Below are 16,267 nucleotides of genomic sequence, written 5' to 3' on the forward strand. Positions count from 1 at the left end.
GACATGTTCCGTACCGCCCTGCGCAATGTGCTCGCGCACAAGGCCAGGCTGCTGATGACCGTGCTCGCCGTCATGCTCGGCGTAGCGTTCGTCTCCGGCACCCTCGTCTTCACCGACACCCTCGGCAACGCCTTCCGCAACCAGTCCGCCAAGAGCTACGACGATGTCGCCGTCGCCGTGGAGACCTACGCCGGCGGGCGCGACGAGAAGACCCCCGGCCTCGACGAGGCCACCCTGGACAAGATCCGCGCGGTGGACGGCGTCGCCTCCGTCACCGGTCGGGTCAACGGCTTCGCCGGGGTCGCCGACCCGGACGGCAAGCTCATCGGCAACGGCTGGTCCAACACCGGCGCCAACTTCGCCCCCGGCAAGGACGGCAGGGACGGCGCGTACGACTTCACCCAGGGCAGCGGTCCGGTGAAGAGCGGTCAGATCGCCCTCGACAAGGACACCGCCTCCCAGGGCAAGTACCGCGTCGGCGACCCCGTGCGCGTCGCCACCAACGGCCCGGTGAAGGAGTACACCCTCTCCGGGGTCTTCACCACCGAGGACGGCGCGGTCAACGCGGGCGGCAGCCTGGTGCTGTTCGACACCAGGACCGCCCAGAAGCTCTACCTGAAGCCCGGCGTCTTCCAGAACGCCACCGTGGCCGCCGCCGCGGGCGCCTCCGACCGGAAGCTGCTGGACGCCATCACGCCGCTGCTGCCGGAGGAAGCCACCGCGCAGACCGGCAAGGCCCTCGCGGACGAGCAGGCCGAGCAGATCGAGTCCGGTCTCAGCAGCCTCAACGCGATGCTGCTGGCCTTCGCGGGCATCGCCCTCTTCGTCGGCGTCTTCCTCATCGCCAACACCTTCACCATGCTGGTCGCCCAGCGCACCCGTGAGCTGGCCCTGATGCGGGCCATCGGCGCCTCCCGCCGCCAGATCAAGCGCTCGGTGCTGGTCGAGGCCGGCGTCGTCGGAACGCTCGCCTCCGTCATCGGCTTCGCCCTCGGCCTGGGCCTCGCCACCGGGCTGCGCTCCGCGATGGGCCTCCTCGGCGGCAAGATCCCGGCCGGACCGCTGGTGATCTCGCCCACCGCGGTCGGCTCCGCCTTCGCCGTCGGCATCCTGATCACCGTCCTGGCCGCCTGGCTGCCCGCCCGCCGGGCCGCGAAGATCGCCCCGGTCGCCGCGATGAGCAGCGTGCACGCCACCGCCTCCGTCAAGTCCCTGGTCGTACGGAACTCGATCGGCGGCGTCATCGCCCTGCTGGGTGCCGTGGGCATCGTCGGCGGCGCGGCGACCGGCGGGGAGAGCGGCCGGTACCTGGTCGCGGCCGGTGCCTTCCTCGCCCTGATCGGGATCATCATCCTGATCCCGCTGCTCTCCCGCCCGGTGATCGCCCTGGTGCGGCCGATGATCACCAAGCTGTTCGGCGTCTCCGGGAAGCTGGCCTCGCAGAACGCGGTCCGCAACCCCCGGCGTACCGGAGCCACCGCCTCCGCCCTGGCCATCGGTCTGACCCTGGTCACCGGCATCTCGGTGCTCGGCGTCACCCTCGGCCAGGCCATCGACAAGATGACCACGGACAACATCAAGGCCGACTACATGGTCTCGATGGCCAGTGGCGACTCCCTCGACGAGTCGGCGCTCACCGCCCTGTCGAAGGCGGACGGCGTCTCCGCGCTCTCCCCGCAGCAGGCGACCTGGTTCGTGGTCGACGGGGAGGACCACGCCGCCTCCGGCGTCACCCCGGGCGCCGTGGAGAAGGTCTTCTCCCTGGACACGGTCTCCGGCTCGCTCGCCTCGCTGAAGGAGGGCCAGATCGCGGTGGGCGCCAAGACCGCGAAGTCGAACGGCTGGAAGACCGGCGACACCCTCCCGGTGAAGTTCGACGACAAGAAGAAGCTTGAGCTGACGATCGGGGCGGTCTACAAGGAGAACGAGTTCCTGTCGCCCTTCGTGATCCCCAAGGAGCTCGCCGACCAGCACAGCGCCGCCTCGCGCCCTGAGATCCGCGAGATCTGGATCAAGGCGGACGGCGGCGCGAGCAAGGCCAACGAGCAGTCCATCGTGGACGCGCTCGGCGACAACCCGGCGATGAGCGTCATGGACCGACAGGACATCCGTGACATGTTCGGCGGCTTCGTGAACACCGCGCTGAACATCATGTACGGGCTGCTCGCCATGGCCCTGCTGATCGCCGTCCTCGGGGTCGTCAACACCCTCGCCATGTCGGTCTTCGAGCGCCAGCAGGAGATCGGCATGCTGCGGGCGATCGGTCTCGACCGGGGCAAGGTCAAGCGCATGATCCGCCTGGAGGCCGTCGTCATCTCGGTCTTCGGCGCGGTGATCGGGGTCGGCCTCGGTGTCTTCCTCGGCTGGGCGATCGGCCAGACCCTGGCCGCCGACATCCCCGGCTACGCCCTGGTCATCCCGTGGGACCGCCTCGCGGTATTCCTGGCCCTGGCCGGCCTGGTGGGCGTCCTCGCCTCGCTGTGGCCCGCCCGCAGCGCCGCGAAGCTCAACATGCTGACGGCGATCAAGACCGAGTAACCGGAGCTCCCGGGGATCAGGACGGGACAGGGACGACGAGGGGCCGGTGCACCGCTGGAAGGCGGCGCACCGGCCCCTCGCCCGTCGCCGTACGGACACACGTGCGCGTACGGGTCAGCTCGGAGACGTACGGTCAGCCGCCCGCCTCCTCCGTCCAGGCCCGGCTCCGCAGCGGCAGCCGGGAGGAGCCGCCCTCCAGCGGGCGCACCGCGAGAATCTGGTTGACGCCGATCTTGTTGCGCTCGAAGGAGAGCGCGGAGGCGGCCATGTAGAGCCGCCAGACCCTGGCCCGGCCCGGGGAGGTGGCGCGTACCGCCTGCTCCCAGTGGCGCTCCAGGTTGGCCACCCACCGGCGCAGGGTCAGCGCGTAGTGCTCGCGGATCGCCTCCACGTCCCGGGCCTCGAACCCGGCCTCCTCCAGTGTGGCCAGGGTGCGTCCGAGTGGGGCGAGTTCGCCGTCGGGGAAGACGTAGGAGTCGATGAACGCGTCGATGCGGTAGGCGTCCTCGTCCTTCTCGGGGCGGCGGGCGATCTGGTGGTTCAGCAGCCGTCCGCCGGGCTTCAGGAGCGCGTGGAGGTCCTCGGCGTACTCGCGGTAGCGGAGCGAGCCGACGTGCTCGGCCATCCCGATCGAGGAGATCGCGTCGTACGGTCCGTCGCGGACGTCCCGGTAGTCCTGGACGCGGATCTCGATCCGGTCGGTCAGCCCCTCCTCGGCGATGCGCTTGCGGGCGTGGGTGGCCTGCTCCTGGGAGAGGGTGATGCCGGTGACCCGCGCCCCGTACTCGCGGGCCGCGTGGATGGCCATCGAGCCCCAGCCGCAGCCGACGTCCAGGAGGCGGTCGCCCTCCTTCAGGGCCAGCTTGCGGCAGACCAGGTCCAGCTTGTCGCGCTGGGCGTCCTCCAGGGTCCCGCCGTCCTGCCAGTAGGCGCAGGAGTAGACCATGGACGGGCCGAGGACCAGGGCGTAGAAATCGTTGCCCACGTCGTAGTGGTGGCTGATGGCCTCCTTGTCCCGCCGCTTGGTGTGCAGCGGGCCGCTGCGGCGGCGGACCTCCTCGGCGGGCGGGGCGGGCGGCGGCCAGGGGCCGGCCAGCTGGAGGAGGCCGGCCGCGAAGGCGCGGACGGCGCGGTCGCGGACCGGGTGGACGGCGTCCTTGGCGTCGGCGCCCCGGTCCCACAGGAGCCCGGCGATCCGGTCGAGCACCTCGTACAGATCGCCCTCGACATCGATCTCACCGGCCACCCAGGCGCGGGCGAGACCCAGTTCGCCGGGCTTCCACAGGAGTCTGCGCAGGGCGCGGCGGTGGCGGATCACGAGGACGGGGGCGCCGGGCGGACCCGATTCGCTGCCGTCCCAGGCCCGGATGCGGACCGGTAGGGGTTCCGAGAGCAACTCTTCGGCAAGAGCGGTCAGCCGCGATGCGGCGCGTGCCATGGCGCACACCTCCGTGGTGGTGTTCCCGACAAACACAACAAGCCCGATGCATACGTACGTGCCCATAGTCCCGCCGTGGCAGGGGTCGGTGCCACGGCGAGGTACTTCTGTGTCAACTCTCCCTCCACGCTCCGTCATCCCGCTACCGGACAACGAAAGGGCAAAACGCGCGCCGGCCCCCGGTGGACACGGCCACGGATACGCCGAAGGGGCCGTCCGCACCACGGATGGCGGACGGCCCCTTCGGGCGTCGTACGGTGCGCTCCGCGCGGAGCGCTTCACCGGTGGGTCAGGAGGCCTTGGCCTTCTCGCCCTCGGACTTGGCGGCGACGGCCGGGGCCGGGGCCGGCTTGGCGGCCTCGTAGAACTCCTCGCGCGGCGTCTCCATGGCGCCGAGCGAGACGACCTCGCGCTTCAGGAAGACCGCGAGGGTCCAGTCGGCGAAGACCCGGATCTTGCGGTTCCAGGTCGGCATCGCCATGCCGTGGTAGCCACGGTGCATGTACCAGGCGAGCCGACCCTTGAGCTTGATCTTCACCTTGCCCATGACGATCATCGCGACGCCCTTGTGCAGGCCGAGACCGGCGACCGCACCCTTGTTGGCGTGGCTGTACTCCTTCTGCGGGAAGCCCCGCATGCCGGAGATCACGTTGTCGCCGAGGACCTTCGCCTGACGCAGCGCGTGCTGGGCGTTGGGCGGGCACCATGCGTTCGGGTTGCCGGCGCGGCGGCCGACCATGTCCGGCACCTGGGCGTTGTCGCCCGCGGCCCAGATGTAGTCGGTGCCCTGCACCTGGAGCTTCTCGGAGGTGTCCACGTGGCCGCGGGGGCCGAGCGGCAGACCGAAGCGGGCGAGCGCCGGGTTCGGCTTCACGCCGGCGGTCCACACGATGGTGCTGGAGTCGACCTCCAGGCCGTTCTTGAGCACCACGTGGCCGTCGACGCAGGAGTCCATGGAGGTGGAGAGGTAGATCTCCACGCCGCGGCTCTCCAGGTGCTCCCTGCCGTAGGCGCCCAGCTTCGGGCCGACCTCGGGAAGGATCTTGTCGGCGGCGTCGACCAGGATGAAGCGCATGTCCTCACGCTTCACGTTGGTGTAGTACTTCGCCGCGTCGCGCGCCATGTCCTCGACCTCGCCGATGGTCTCCGCGCCGGCGAAACCGCCGCCCACGAAGACGAACGTCAGCGCCTTGCGGCGGACGTTCTCATCGGTCGTGGAGTCAGCCTTGTCCAGCTGCTCCAGGACGTGGTTGCGCAGGCCGATGGCCTCCTCGATGCCCTTCATGCCGATGCCCTGCTCGGCGAGGCCGGGGATCGGGAAGGTACGGGAGACCGCGCCCATCGCGATGACCAGGTAGTCGAAGGGCAGCTCGTAGGCCTCGCCGACGAGCGGCGCGACCGTGGCGACCTTGCGGTCCTGGTCGATGGTCGTGACACGACCGGTGAGAACCTCAGCCTTGGGCAGCACGCGTCGCAGCGGGACGACGACATGCCGAGGCGAGATGCTGCCTGCGGCAGCTTCGGGGAGGAAGGGCTGGTACGTCATGTACGACCGCGGGTCGACGACCGTGACGGTCGCCTCTCCATATCGCATCTTCTTCAGAATGCGACGAGCTGCGTACAGGCCTACGTACCCACCGCCTACAACGAGGATCCTGGGACGCTCCGTGGTGCTCATGCCATCGAGTATCCACCTCGCCCCAGGGGGGTGCTCGTGAGCCCCTTCACAAGGATTCACCCACCCTCTGCTACACTTCGCCGCCCACGTGACCCAGGTCATGGCCCCGCAGGGGAACCGCAACGCCCCGGGAAACGTTCCTGACCGCCTGTGAGCTGGCCCTTGACCCTCCAGGAGCCCCGCGACGGCACCCCTTTTCCCACCTGCGCAACACCCCCGGAGCGCGCCCGTACGCCTTCCGCGAGGCCCCTGATACGGCCCGTACGGCCCTTGCGGGGACGAACTTCGCCCAACAGGGCCGAATTCCTTGTGAAGAAGTTCACGAACTTTGTGGCGGCGCCTCTCCGGAAGGGTCCCCCGAGCGGCCCAGCAGGGCTCCAGGGCGGCTCAAAGGTGCAGGTGGCGCTGCGACTGAGCGGGCAGGAGCCGGGGCACGGTCCGGACGTAGAGCACCATGCCGACGACCTCGACGAGGGTCTGCGTGACCACCACGACGGCGGCGATCGCGTACGGGGCGGGCAGGGACAGCGCGAGGGGGAGCACCACCAGGGAGTTGCGCGTCGCCCCGCTGAAGACCACCGCCCGCCCGCCGGGCACGTCCAGCCGGAAGAGCCGGGCCACCGCCTTCCCGGCGAAGGCCATCACCACCAGGAACGCCGCGTAGAAGGGGACGACCGCGGCGACGTCGGTGAGGTTCCCGCCCACCTTCGGCACCTGGGAGGCGACGACGACCAGCAGGGTCGCGGCCATCAGCGGGACCATCGTCGTGGTGGCGGCGTCCGACATCTTCCGCCCGCTCTCCCGCCGACCCGCCCAGGCCTGAAGCCCCCAGGCCAGCGCGAGCGGGATGACGATGAGGAAGGCGAACGCCTCCAGGAACGGTCCCGCCTCCACGATGTCGGCGAGCCCGGAGCCGAGGAACGCGTACAGGAACACCGGCAGCAGCACCATCTGCGCGACCAGCAGGACCGGGGTCACGGCGAGGAGCCGACGGGCCGAGCCCCCGGCGAGACCGCTGAAGACGATCACGTAGTCGACGCAGGGGCAGAGCAGCACGAGCAGCACGCCCAGGCGCACCGCCCGGTCAGCGGGCAGGAACGTGAACAGCGCGGCGACGACGAGCGGCACCACGACGAAGTTCACCACCAGCGCGGCGAAGAGGAAGCGCCCGTCGCGCAGCGAGCGCAGCAGCTCGGCCGCCGGGACCTGAAGGAAGGTCACGAACAGGAGCGCGCCCAGGACGGGGTTGATGAGGTGCTGGAGACCCGGCCCGAAGGAAGGCGCCGCGAGACCGAGAAGGGCGCCGACGGCCATCGCGGCGAGATAGACGGCCACCTGGTGGCGTTCCAGCCGCTCGCCGGCCCCGCGCGGTGCGCCGGTCATACCGTGACGTCCCCCACCCCTGCCCGGGCTGCTATGCGGCGCTCCAGGCGATCCCGTCCAGGATGTCGTGCTCACTGACGACGACCTCGTGCGCGCCCGTCCGCTCCATCACGGCGAGCAGGACGAGGGCGCCCGCCGCGATCACGTCGACCCGGCCCGGGTGCATCACGGGGATCGCGGCGCGCTCCTCGTGGGTCGACTGGAGGAGGTGCTCGGTGATCGCGCGGACCTGGCCGCGGGAGACCCGGGAGTGGTGGATGGCCTCGGAGTCGTACTCCTCCAGCTCCAGCGCGATCCCCGCGATCGTGGTGACCGTGCCCGCCAGGCCGACGAGCGTGCCGGGCTCCGTCAGCTGCACGGTCCCGGCGGCCACGTCCAGGGCGGCGTCGACGTCCGCGCGGATCGCGGCGACCCGCTCGTGGGTGGGCGGGTCCACCACGGCCCCGTCCGCGAACAGGTGACGTTCGGTCATCCGCACGCAGCCGATGTCCACGGAGCGGGCCGCCTCGACCTCGTCCGAGCCGAGCACGAACTCGGTGGAGCCGCCGCCGATGTCGACGACCAGGTAGGGCTTGGCCAGATGGTCGCCGCCGGCCAGCTCCTTGGTGGCCCCGTCGAAGGAGAGCTGCGCCTCCTGGTCGCCGGTGATCACCTCGGGCTCGACGCCCAGGATGTCCCGGACGCCGGAGACGAACTCCTCGCTGTTCTCGGCGTCGCGGGAGGCGGAGGTGGCCACGAAGCGGACGCGTTCGGCGCCCAGCTCCTCGATCACCGCGGCGTACTCGCGGCAGGCCGCGAAGGTGCGCTCCAGCGCCTCGGGGGCGAGCCGGCCGGTCCGGTCGACGCCCTGACCGAGGCGGACGATCGTCATCCGCCGGTCCAGCTGGGTGAAGGAGCCGGTGGCGGGGTCCGCGTCGGCGACGAGGAGCCTGATGGAGTTCGTACCGCAGTCGACGGCGGCGACCCTGGTCATGCGCCCTGCCCTTCCGTGGAGCCGTCGAGGGGGCGCGCGGTGAAGTGGCCGCCCTCGCCCGCCTCGGTGCACGGCGTGACGCACGGGCCCTTGGCCCACCACTCCGGCAGCATGGCGATGGCCTCGTCGCCCAGCGGGTTCACCCCGGGCCCGGCGGCCAGCGAGTGGCCGACCAGGACGTGCAGGCACTTCACCCGGTCCGGCATGCCCCCGGCGCTCGGGAAGCCCTCCAGGACCTCGATGGCGTCACGTCGGGTGATGTAGTCCTCGTGCGCGGCCCGGTAGGCGGCGGCCAGCTCCGGGTCGGTCTCCAGACGGGCCGTCATCTCCCTCATGACCCCGTTCGCCTCCAGCGTGCCGATCGCCGAGGCCGCCCGGGGGCAGGTCAGGTAGTACGTCGTCGGGAACGGCGTGCCGTCCTCCAGACGGGGCTGGGTCTCCACCACGTCCGGGTTGCCGCACGGGCAGCGGTGCGCGATGGCGCGCAGGCCGCGCGGCGGGCGGCCGAGCTGCTGCTCGAACGCGGCGATGTCCGCGTCGGTGGGCTTGGTGGACTCGGTCTGCGGAGGGGGCGTTTCCATGCCTGCCTAGGTTCTGCTCGGAAGCTCGTCGGGGGAACGGTCGTGTGGGAGGAGGGACGTCAGTCGCGGTCGGCGCTGTCCACGCCGTCCCAGACGTTCGAGTGCCAGGGGCGGTGGTTCGCGCCGGGGTCTGCGCGGCGGTCCTCCACCGCGTCGGGGTCGGCCACGATGTAGCCGGTCTCGCCGGGGAGGACGTAATGGAGGTGCTGGCGGGCCAGACGCATGATGTACGCGTCGTCCTGGAGCCGCGCCTTCTCGTCCCGCAGCTCCTCGGTGCGCGCCTTCGCCTCCTGCGAGAGCCGCTCCTGCTCGGCGATCTCGTCGCGCTGGGAGACGTACTGACGCATCGGGTAGGCGAGCGCGACCACCAGGGAGCAGACCACCAGCGCCAGGAACGCGGCCCGGCCGGTGAGCCGGGAGCGGCGGGCCTGGCGGCGGTTCTGGGAGCGGTACACGCGGGCCGCGGTCTGCTCGCCGAGCAGTCGCAGCCTGGTCGCGGTGGAGAACCGGTCGCGGTCCTTCCCGGCCATGTCTCCCGCCTCCCCGTTACGCACGTCCGTCCCCGCACACGGTACGGGACCGGGTGCGGGGACGGGCGGAGGCTACCGTCTCAGGGCCGCGGGTCAGCCCTGAGAAGGGATCAGCCCTTGAAGCGCGGGAAGGCGGAGCGGCCCGCGTACACCGCGGCGTCGTCGAGGATCTCCTCGATGCGCAGCAGCTGGTTGTACTTGGCGACGCGGTCCGAGCGGGCCGGGGCGCCGGTCTTGATCTGGCCGCAGTTCACGGCGACGGCGAGGTCGGCGATGGTGACGTCCTCGGTCTCACCGGAGCGGTGCGACATCATGCACTTGAAGCCGTTGCGCTGGGCCAGCTCGACGGCGTCCAGGGTCTCGGTCAGCGAACCGATCTGGTTGACCTTGACGAGCAGGGCGTTGGCGGAGCCCTCCTCGATGCCGCGGGCCAGGCGCTCCGGGTTGGTGACGAAGAGGTCGTCGCCGACGATCTGGACCTTGGCGCCCAGGCGGTCGGTGATGACCTTCCAGCCGGCCCAGTCGTCCTCGTACAGCGGGTCCTCGATGGAGACCAGCGGGTACGCGGAGACGAGCTCCTCGTAGTACTCGGTCATCTCGGCGGCCGAGCGGGACTTGCCCTCGAACTCGTAGACGCCGTCCTTGTAGAACTCGGACGCGGCGACGTCGAGCGCGAGTGCGACGTCGCGGCCCGGGACGTAGCCGGCCTCCTTGATGGCCTCGACGATGAGGTCCAGGGCGGCGCGGTTGGACTCCAGGTTCGGGGCGAAGCCGCCCTCGTCGCCGAGTCCGGTGGACAGGCCCTTGGTCTTGAGGACCTTCTTCAGCGTGTGGTAGATCTCCGCGCCCCAGCGCAGGGCCTCGGAGAAGGACTCCGCGCCGATCGGGGCGATCATGAACTCCTGGATGTCCACGTTGGAGTCGGCGTGCGAGCCGCCGTTCAGGATGTTCATCATCGGAACGGGCAGCAGGTGCGCGTTCGGGCCGCCGAGGTAGCGGAAGAGCGGCAGGTCGGACGCCTCGGAGGCGGCGTGCGCGACGGCGAGCGAGACACCGAGGATGGCGTTCGCGCCGAGCGAGGCCTTGTTCTCGGTGGCGTCCAGGTCGAACATCGCCTGGTCGATGAGGCGCTGCTCGGTGGCGTCGTACCCGACGAGCTCCGGGCCGATCTGCTCGATGACGGCGAGGACGGCCTTCTCCACGCCCTTGCCCATGTAGCGGTTGGGGTCACCGTCGCGAAGCTCGATGGCCTCGAACGCACCGGTGGAGGCGCCGGACGGAACGGCAGCACGGCCCGTGCTGCCGTCGTCGAGGCCAACCTCGACCTCGACCGTGGGGTTGCCCCGGGAGTCGAGGATTTCCCTGGCTACGACGACGTCGATGGACGGCACGAGGCATCTCCTTCTGGGATATGACACTGGTTGTGCAGGGTCACTGTGGCCTTGCGACACGAGCCTAACCGGCCCGGCCGCGTCAGTCGGCCGACCGCCCGTCTCCTGGGACGAAAAAGGACCCAAGGGCCAGCATCACGGGACAAATCTCTAGAAATCTACTGAGCAGTAACAAGCAGCGGCGGCGTGCTGCCGACAAGAAGTGAACGGATCCCCTCGCCCGCCCGCGCCCCTCCCACGGAAAAACCCCGGCCCGGCGCGCACGGGGGGAGCGCGCCGGGCCGGGGAGCCGTGCGGGGGAGGGTGCCGCCGGCCCCCTCCCCCCGGGGAGGAGAGACGGCTGTTACTTCAGGTGGAGCTGCTGACCCGGGAAGATCAGGTCCGCGTCCTTGACGATGTCGTCGTTGAGCTTGAAGAGCTTGCTCCAGCCGCCCTCGACGCCTTCCTTCTGAGCGATCTTGCTCAGCGTGTCGCCGGACTTCACCTTGTACTCGCCGTCGCCCTTCTGGACCTTCTCACCGGTCGGGGTGGTGACGGTCTCCTTGGAGCTCTCGGCCTTGGGTGCGGCCGGGGCGGTGCGCTGCTCGCTGCGCGTGGTGGGCTGCTCGGCCTTGCGCTCCGGCTGCGCCTTCTCGGGCTTGCTCGCGGACTGGCCGGAGCCGGTGTTCACGCCCGGGTCCACACCGTCGTTGGTGAGGCCGCCGGCGCCGGCGCAGGCCCAGGCGCCCGGACCCTGCATGTCGAGGAGCTTCTCGGCGGTGGCGATCTGCTGGTCCTTGGAGGCCAGGTCGGCGCGGGAGGCGTACTGCGTACCGCCGGCGGCGGCCCAGCTCGACTGCGAGAACTGCAGCCCGCCGTAGTAGCCGTTGCCGGTGTTGATGGACCAGTTGCCGCCGGACTCGCACTGGGCGACGGCGTCCCAGGTCTCGACGGAGGCGGCGGAAGCGTTGGTCGCGCCCATCAGCGGGACGGCGACGGCGGCACCGGTGATGCCCGCGAGGGTGGCGAAACGGACGGTCTTCGAGGGGCGGCGGTGCTTGCCCTTGCTGTTAAGCAGCATGGAACGGATCTCCTCACCGACGCCTACGAGGTGAGCTGTCGGGTTCGGGCTGATGAGTTGCCCGGTCGCGCGACCTTGCGCACGACTTCACCCCAAGCCGTTCCCGTACGTCCCGACTTCGAAGGGACTGCCCTTCGAAGGGGCTGTACGGACCCGGCGGCCTACCTGGGTCCCCCGCTCCTGCCTACGGCGCTTTACGCGTCTGTTCCCTTCGACCGACGGCAGGATTCGGCGTGACGGTCGACGGGGCCCGCGGTGCGAGCGGTTCCGACCGTAAACACAGGCAACCCCGACATTCAAAGATGGACATACTAGGCCAATCGGCGCTTACTTGCTCACCCTGACGGATCGTTTCCGCAGGTCGGAGGGGATCTACGCCGAGCGGGCGGACGCGACACGCCAGTTGCAGCAAAGAGACCCATGTCTCACTTACGCATAAGTGGACATAGGCCTCTGAACTACCCGCGATTTTGGGGTGTTTTCCCGAATTCGATCAGTTGGCGGCGGGCGCCTCGGCGCTTGCCCCGGCGCTCGCCTCGACACCTTCCCCGGCGCCCTGACCCAGCCCCAGATCCAGGCTCTGGCCGGGCAGGATCAGGTCCGGGTCGGAGCCCAGGAGGTCCTTGTTGGCCTCGTACAGGCCGGTCCAGCCCTGGGGGAGTTCCTGGGCGTCGGCGATGGCCCAGAGGCTGTCCCCGGGCTGCACGGTGTAGCCGCCGGCGACCGCGCCGCCGTCCCGCGCGTCACCCTCACCCCGCGAGGCGTGACGGCCGGACTCCCGGGGGTCGTCCGCCCGGCCCACCGCACCGGTCTCGTCGGGGGCCGGAGCGCCGCGGTGCTTGCCGCCGGTGCTGTCGGTGCCCTGCGAGGCGTCGGGAGCGGAAGTGGAGGGCCGCGAGGCGTCAGGAGAGCCGGGGGTTTTGGTCTTTCCGCCGGCGGGGGGCGTGGAAGGCACCGAGGGGCCGGGCGTGTCGCCGCCGCCCTTCTTCGCACCCTTGCCGGTTCCGTCCGCCTTGCCGACCGAGTCCGTGGTGCCCGTGTTGCCGGTCGAGCCCGTGTTACCGGAACCTTCCGCTTCACCCTTTTCATCCGCTTCGTCCGCCGGGGCGGTCGTCGGGTCCTGGGTGGAGTCGGTGGAGGGCGCGGTACCGGGGTCGACACCGGGCAGGCTGCCGTCCACCGCGAGGCCCGAGATCACCGCGCAGCTCGGCCACGCCTGCGGGCCCTTGTCGTCCAGGACCTTCTCGGCGACGGAGATCTGCTGCGAGCGGCTGGCCAGGTCGGCCCGCTCCGCGAAGGCGTCGCCGCCGTACGCCGACCAGGTCTCCTGCGAGAACTGGAGCCCGCCGTAGTAGCCGTTGCCGAGGTCGGCACTCCACATGCCGCCGCTCTCGCACTCCGCGACCCGGTCCCAGGTGGTGGCGTCGGCTGCGTGTGCGCCCGCCGCACCGAGGAGCGGAATGGCGATGGCCGATCCGGTCACGCCTGCGGCGACGACGATGGCGGGTGCCTGACGAGGGCGGCGGTGTCTGCCGTTCGCGGAGCCCATGGGATATGCCTTCCGTGCGACTGACAAGCAGGAACTGAGGAGCATGAAGCGGTTGGGCACGTGGCGCCGTTGAGCGCACAGCGCTGTTGAGCATGTGACGGACGGGGCCAACGGTGAACAGCGGCCGCCACGTCGAACCGTGAACCTAGCGGGACTCGAACGCATGTCACAAGTCGATGCAGCGCAGATCACGTGAAAGTCACAGAGGTGACAGCGTGTCACTTGTTTCGAGGCGGCGTCCGGGCTCGAACTCCACCGGCAGGGTGCGCAGTCCGCGCATGATGAGCCCGCCACGCCGACGCAGATCGCCGGGTTCTTCAGCAAGTCGCAGGCCAGGAAGGCGTTTCAGCAGCGTCGCCACCGCGGCCTGGCCCTCCAGCCGGGCCAGCGGCGCTCCCAGGCAGTAGTGGATTCCGTGACCGTAGCCGAGGCGCTGGTTGTCACTCCGTGACAGGTCGAGCGTCAGCGCCGAAGCCGTCGAGCTGGTCCAGGGTGGAGGCACGGGCATATTTCGCCACGATGATCGCGGCGGATTCGGGTAGGCAGGGGCGTGCCACGATGGGCATGTTCAGCCCTCCGAGACCGTTCCGTCCCCGGGGTGGCTGCACACCGCCGGGAAGGTTCCGGCCTCGTTGCGCTCACTACAGCGCTCTCCACCGTCTGCCGTCCTCGCACCGCCATGCTGCGACAGCACTACGCTTTGCTGTCCTCGTGATTGCCCTGGAGCGTCACAAGCCTCCGGGTCGAGATCTCAACGCCATGCCAATGGGCTCTCGCCGCACAAGCGCCCGATACCGTCGCCGGATGAACGACACCCCGACTCCGGAACTCTTCTCCTGGGAGTTCGCGACCGATCCGTATCCCGCGTACGCCTGGCTGCGGGAGCACGCACCCGTGCATCGGACAGAGTTGCCGTCCGGAGTGGAAGCGTGGCTCGTGACACGTTACGCCGACGCGCGGCAGGCGCTGGCCGACGCACGGCTCTCCAAGAACCCCGAGCATCACGCTGATGACGCCCAGGGCCGCGCCAAGACCGGAATCCCGGGGGAGCGCGGCGCGGGCCTCATGACGCACCTGCTCAACATCGACCCGCCGGACCACACCAGGCTGCGACGACTCGTATCCAAGGCGTTCACCCCGCGCCGGGCCGCGCTCTTCGCGCCACGGGTCCAAGAGCTGACGAACAGCCTCATCGACGGTTTCGCGGAGAAGGGGGAAGCCGACCTCATCCATGAATTCGCTTTCCCGCTCCCCATCTACGCCATCTGCGACCTGCTCGGCGTACCCCGCGAGGACCAAGACGACTTCCGTGACTGGGCCGGGATGATGATCCGGCACGGCGGAGGCCCCCGCGGCGGCGTCGCCCGCTCCGTGAGAAAGATTCGTGCTTACCTCTCCGAGCTGATTCACAAGAAGCGCGCCGACCCCGGCGACGACCTGATTTCGGATCTGATCCGGGCGAGCGACCATGGCGAGCACCTCACCGAGAACGAGGCCGCCGCAATGGCGTTCGTGATCCTGTTCGCGGGTTTCGAAACGACCATCAACTTGATCGGCAACAGCGCCCATGCGTTCTTCCGGAACCCTGCTCAGCGATCCGTTTTCCAGGGTGCGGTAGAGCAAGGCAACGGCCCCCTCATCGATAGTGCCGTGGAGGAACTGCTGCGTTTCGACGGCCCGGTGGAGCTGGCAACCTGGCGGTACGCCACCGAGAGGCTCGAAATCGGAGGGCAGCCGATTCGAAGAGGTGACCCGGTCCTCGTGGTGCTCGCGGCGGCGGACCGCGACCCCGAGAGGTTCAAGAACCCCGACACTCTCGATCTCGCCCGCCGGGACAACCAGCACCTGGGGTATGGGCACGGCATCCACTACTGCCTCGGTGCACCCCTCGCGCGGCTGGAGGGGCGCACTGCTCTGGAGACGTTGTTCCGCCGTCTGCCGGACCTGCGGCTCGCGGTAGATCCGGCCGATCTGCGGTGGCGTGGCGGCCTGATCATGCGAGGCCTGCGCACCCTTCCGGTGGAGTTCACACCGGAAGCACCGGCTAGTTGACCATGGTGCCGGTCCCGTGCCGCAGAGGCTTCGAGGCGGAGAGCACCCACACACCTACCGGGCCCCCGGCCCCCCGCCCTCCGCCGCCACGATCGCGTCCCTGTACGCCCGGGCCGCCGCGCGCAGGGCGGCCTCCGGGTCCGTGCCGTTCGCCTCGGCGCGTACGGCGAGGGCGAGGAGCTCGTAGCCGATGGTGTCGCCGGTGGGGAGGGGGACGTCGAGGCCGGCCGTACGGACGCGGCTGCCGAGCTTCGCGGCGAGGGCCAGACCGGGCTGGCCGAGGGGGATGCCCTCGGTGACCGAGGTGCGCTGCTTCTCGATCGCCTTCGTGCGCAGCCAGTGCGCGTGGACGTCCTCCGGGGTCTCGGCGCTCTCGTCGCCGAAGACGTGCGGGTGGCGGTGGATCAGCTTCTCGACGAGGCCGCCCGCCACGTCGTCGATGGCGAACGGCTCCTCGGGATCCTCCTCCGCGATGCGCGCGTGGAAGACGACCTGGAGCAGGACGTCGCCGAGCTCCTCGCGCAGCTCGTCCCGGTCGCCGTCCTCGATCGCCTCGACCAGTTCGTACGCCTCCTCGATGGCGTACTTCGCGAGGCCCTTGTGCGTCTTCCGCGAGGTCCAGGGGCACTCCCGGCGGATCCGGTCCATGACCTGGACCAGGTCCAGGAGGCGGGCGCCGGGCAGGTCGTACGAGCCGGGGAGCAGCTCCAGGTCCGGCATGGCCACCCGGCCCGAGCCGCCGAGCCGGGCCAGGCCGTCGGTCAGCCGGCTGTCGCCCTCGCCGCCCACCAGGACGACGACGCTCCGGCCGCCCGCGCAGGCGGCGACCAGCTCGTCGGCGGAGGGCGCCGCGTGCTCGACGCGGACGCCCGCCTCGCGGAGGTAGGGCAGCTGCGGGTGGTCCGGGTCGGAGTTGAGGACCTGGTCGGCGGCGTGCAGCGTCTGCCAGGCCGGCCAGGACAGCAGACCGGGCGCGACCCGGTGGCTGGCGGTGAGCAGGACGATACGGCCGGGGTCGCCGGGGGCTTCAGCGTTCACCCCGCGAACCTACCCGGCACGCCGCCGGGTCAGGCGCCCGGCGGGTGCCCGAACGG

12 protein-coding genes, 1 pseudogene and 1 riboswitch are annotated in these 16,267 nt (G+C 70.4%); of the genes and pseudogenes, 2 read left to right on the forward strand and 11 right to left on the reverse strand.

Features of this window, described 5'->3' with window-relative positions:
* Positions 1-3 precede the first annotated feature (3 nt).
* Positions 4-2,538 carry an ABC transporter permease gene (locus tag AMK21_RS18615; RefSeq protein WP_073879337.1) on the forward strand — a complete coding sequence of 845 codons (2,535 nt, stop codon included), beginning with the start codon at positions 4-6 and terminating at the stop codon, positions 2,536-2,538.
* A 133-nt stretch (positions 2,539-2,671) separates the two neighbouring features.
* On the opposite strand, the gene AMK21_RS18620 is transcribed toward AMK21_RS18615, so the two are convergent.
* The 10 genes and pseudogenes from AMK21_RS18620 to AMK21_RS18670 all read right to left on the reverse strand — a co-directional run.
* Positions 2,672-3,976: an SAM-dependent methyltransferase gene (locus AMK21_RS18620; protein WP_073879338.1), complete on the reverse strand. Its 1,305-nt coding sequence runs from the start codon at positions 3,974-3,976 to the stop codon at positions 2,672-2,674.
* A 289-nt stretch (positions 3,977-4,265) separates the two neighbouring features.
* Positions 4,266-5,654 (reverse strand): NAD(P)/FAD-dependent oxidoreductase, encoded by a 1,389-nt coding sequence (locus AMK21_RS18625; protein WP_073879341.1) that lies wholly within the window; start codon positions 5,652-5,654, stop codon positions 4,266-4,268.
* A gap of 387 nt (positions 5,655-6,041) precedes the next feature.
* Positions 6,042-7,037: an arsenic resistance protein gene (locus AMK21_RS18630; RefSeq protein WP_073879343.1), complete on the reverse strand. Its 996-nt coding sequence runs from the start codon at positions 7,035-7,037 to the stop codon at positions 6,042-6,044.
* A 31-nt stretch (positions 7,038-7,068) separates the two neighbouring features.
* On the reverse strand, positions 7,069-8,010 hold the full coding sequence (locus AMK21_RS18635; protein ID WP_073879345.1) for a Ppx/GppA phosphatase family protein: 942 nt from the start codon (positions 8,008-8,010) through the stop codon (positions 7,069-7,071).
* Positions 8,007-8,591: a DUF501 domain-containing protein gene (locus tag AMK21_RS18640; protein ID WP_073879347.1), complete on the reverse strand. Its 585-nt coding sequence runs from the start codon at positions 8,589-8,591 to the stop codon at positions 8,007-8,009. The genes AMK21_RS18635 and AMK21_RS18640 overlap by 4 nt, the downstream gene beginning before the upstream one ends.
* Positions 8,592-8,650: 59 nt before the next feature.
* Complete coding sequence (locus tag AMK21_RS18645; RefSeq protein WP_073879349.1) at positions 8,651-9,121, reverse strand: FtsB family cell division protein; 471 nt, start codon at positions 9,119-9,121, stop codon at positions 8,651-8,653.
* A gap of 110 nt (positions 9,122-9,231) precedes the next feature.
* Positions 9,232-10,512, reverse strand: a complete 1,281-nt coding sequence (eno, locus tag AMK21_RS18650) for a phosphopyruvate hydratase (RefSeq protein ID WP_073879351.1) — start codon at positions 10,510-10,512, stop codon at positions 9,232-9,234.
* A gap of 343 nt (positions 10,513-10,855) precedes the next feature.
* Complete coding sequence (locus AMK21_RS18655) at positions 10,856-11,572, reverse strand: transglycosylase family protein (RefSeq protein ID WP_073879352.1); 717 nt, start codon at positions 11,570-11,572, stop codon at positions 10,856-10,858.
* Between the two features lie 5 nt (positions 11,573-11,577).
* Positions 11,578-11,774, reverse strand: a riboswitch (cyclic di-AMP (ydaO/yuaA leader).
* 291 nt (positions 11,775-12,065) lie between these two features.
* Positions 12,066-13,121, reverse strand: a complete 1,056-nt coding sequence (locus AMK21_RS18660; RefSeq protein WP_073879354.1) for a transglycosylase family protein — start codon at positions 13,119-13,121, stop codon at positions 12,066-12,068.
* A gap of 199 nt (positions 13,122-13,320) precedes the next feature.
* Positions 13,321-13,584: pseudogene (locus tag AMK21_RS18670) on the reverse strand (cytochrome P450); the annotation flags it as partial.
* A 341-nt stretch (positions 13,585-13,925) separates the two neighbouring features.
* On the opposite strand from AMK21_RS18670, the gene AMK21_RS18675 reads away from it, so the two are divergent.
* On the forward strand, positions 13,926-15,173 hold the full coding sequence (locus AMK21_RS18675) for a cytochrome P450 family protein (RefSeq protein WP_073879356.1): 1,248 nt from the start codon (positions 13,926-13,928) through the stop codon (positions 15,171-15,173).
* Positions 15,174-15,227: 54 nt separating this feature from the next.
* Here the strand turns inward: AMK21_RS18675 and AMK21_RS18680 are convergent, their stop codons facing one another.
* Positions 15,228-16,211: a nucleoside triphosphate pyrophosphohydrolase gene (locus tag AMK21_RS18680; RefSeq protein ID WP_073879358.1), complete on the reverse strand. Its 984-nt coding sequence runs from the start codon at positions 16,209-16,211 to the stop codon at positions 15,228-15,230.
* Positions 16,212-16,267 lie beyond the last annotated feature (56 nt).

The sequence above is a fragment of the Streptomyces sp. CB00316 genome, from assembly GCF_001905595.1.
Taxonomy (GTDB): Bacteria; Actinomycetota; Actinomycetes; order Streptomycetales; family Streptomycetaceae; genus Streptomyces.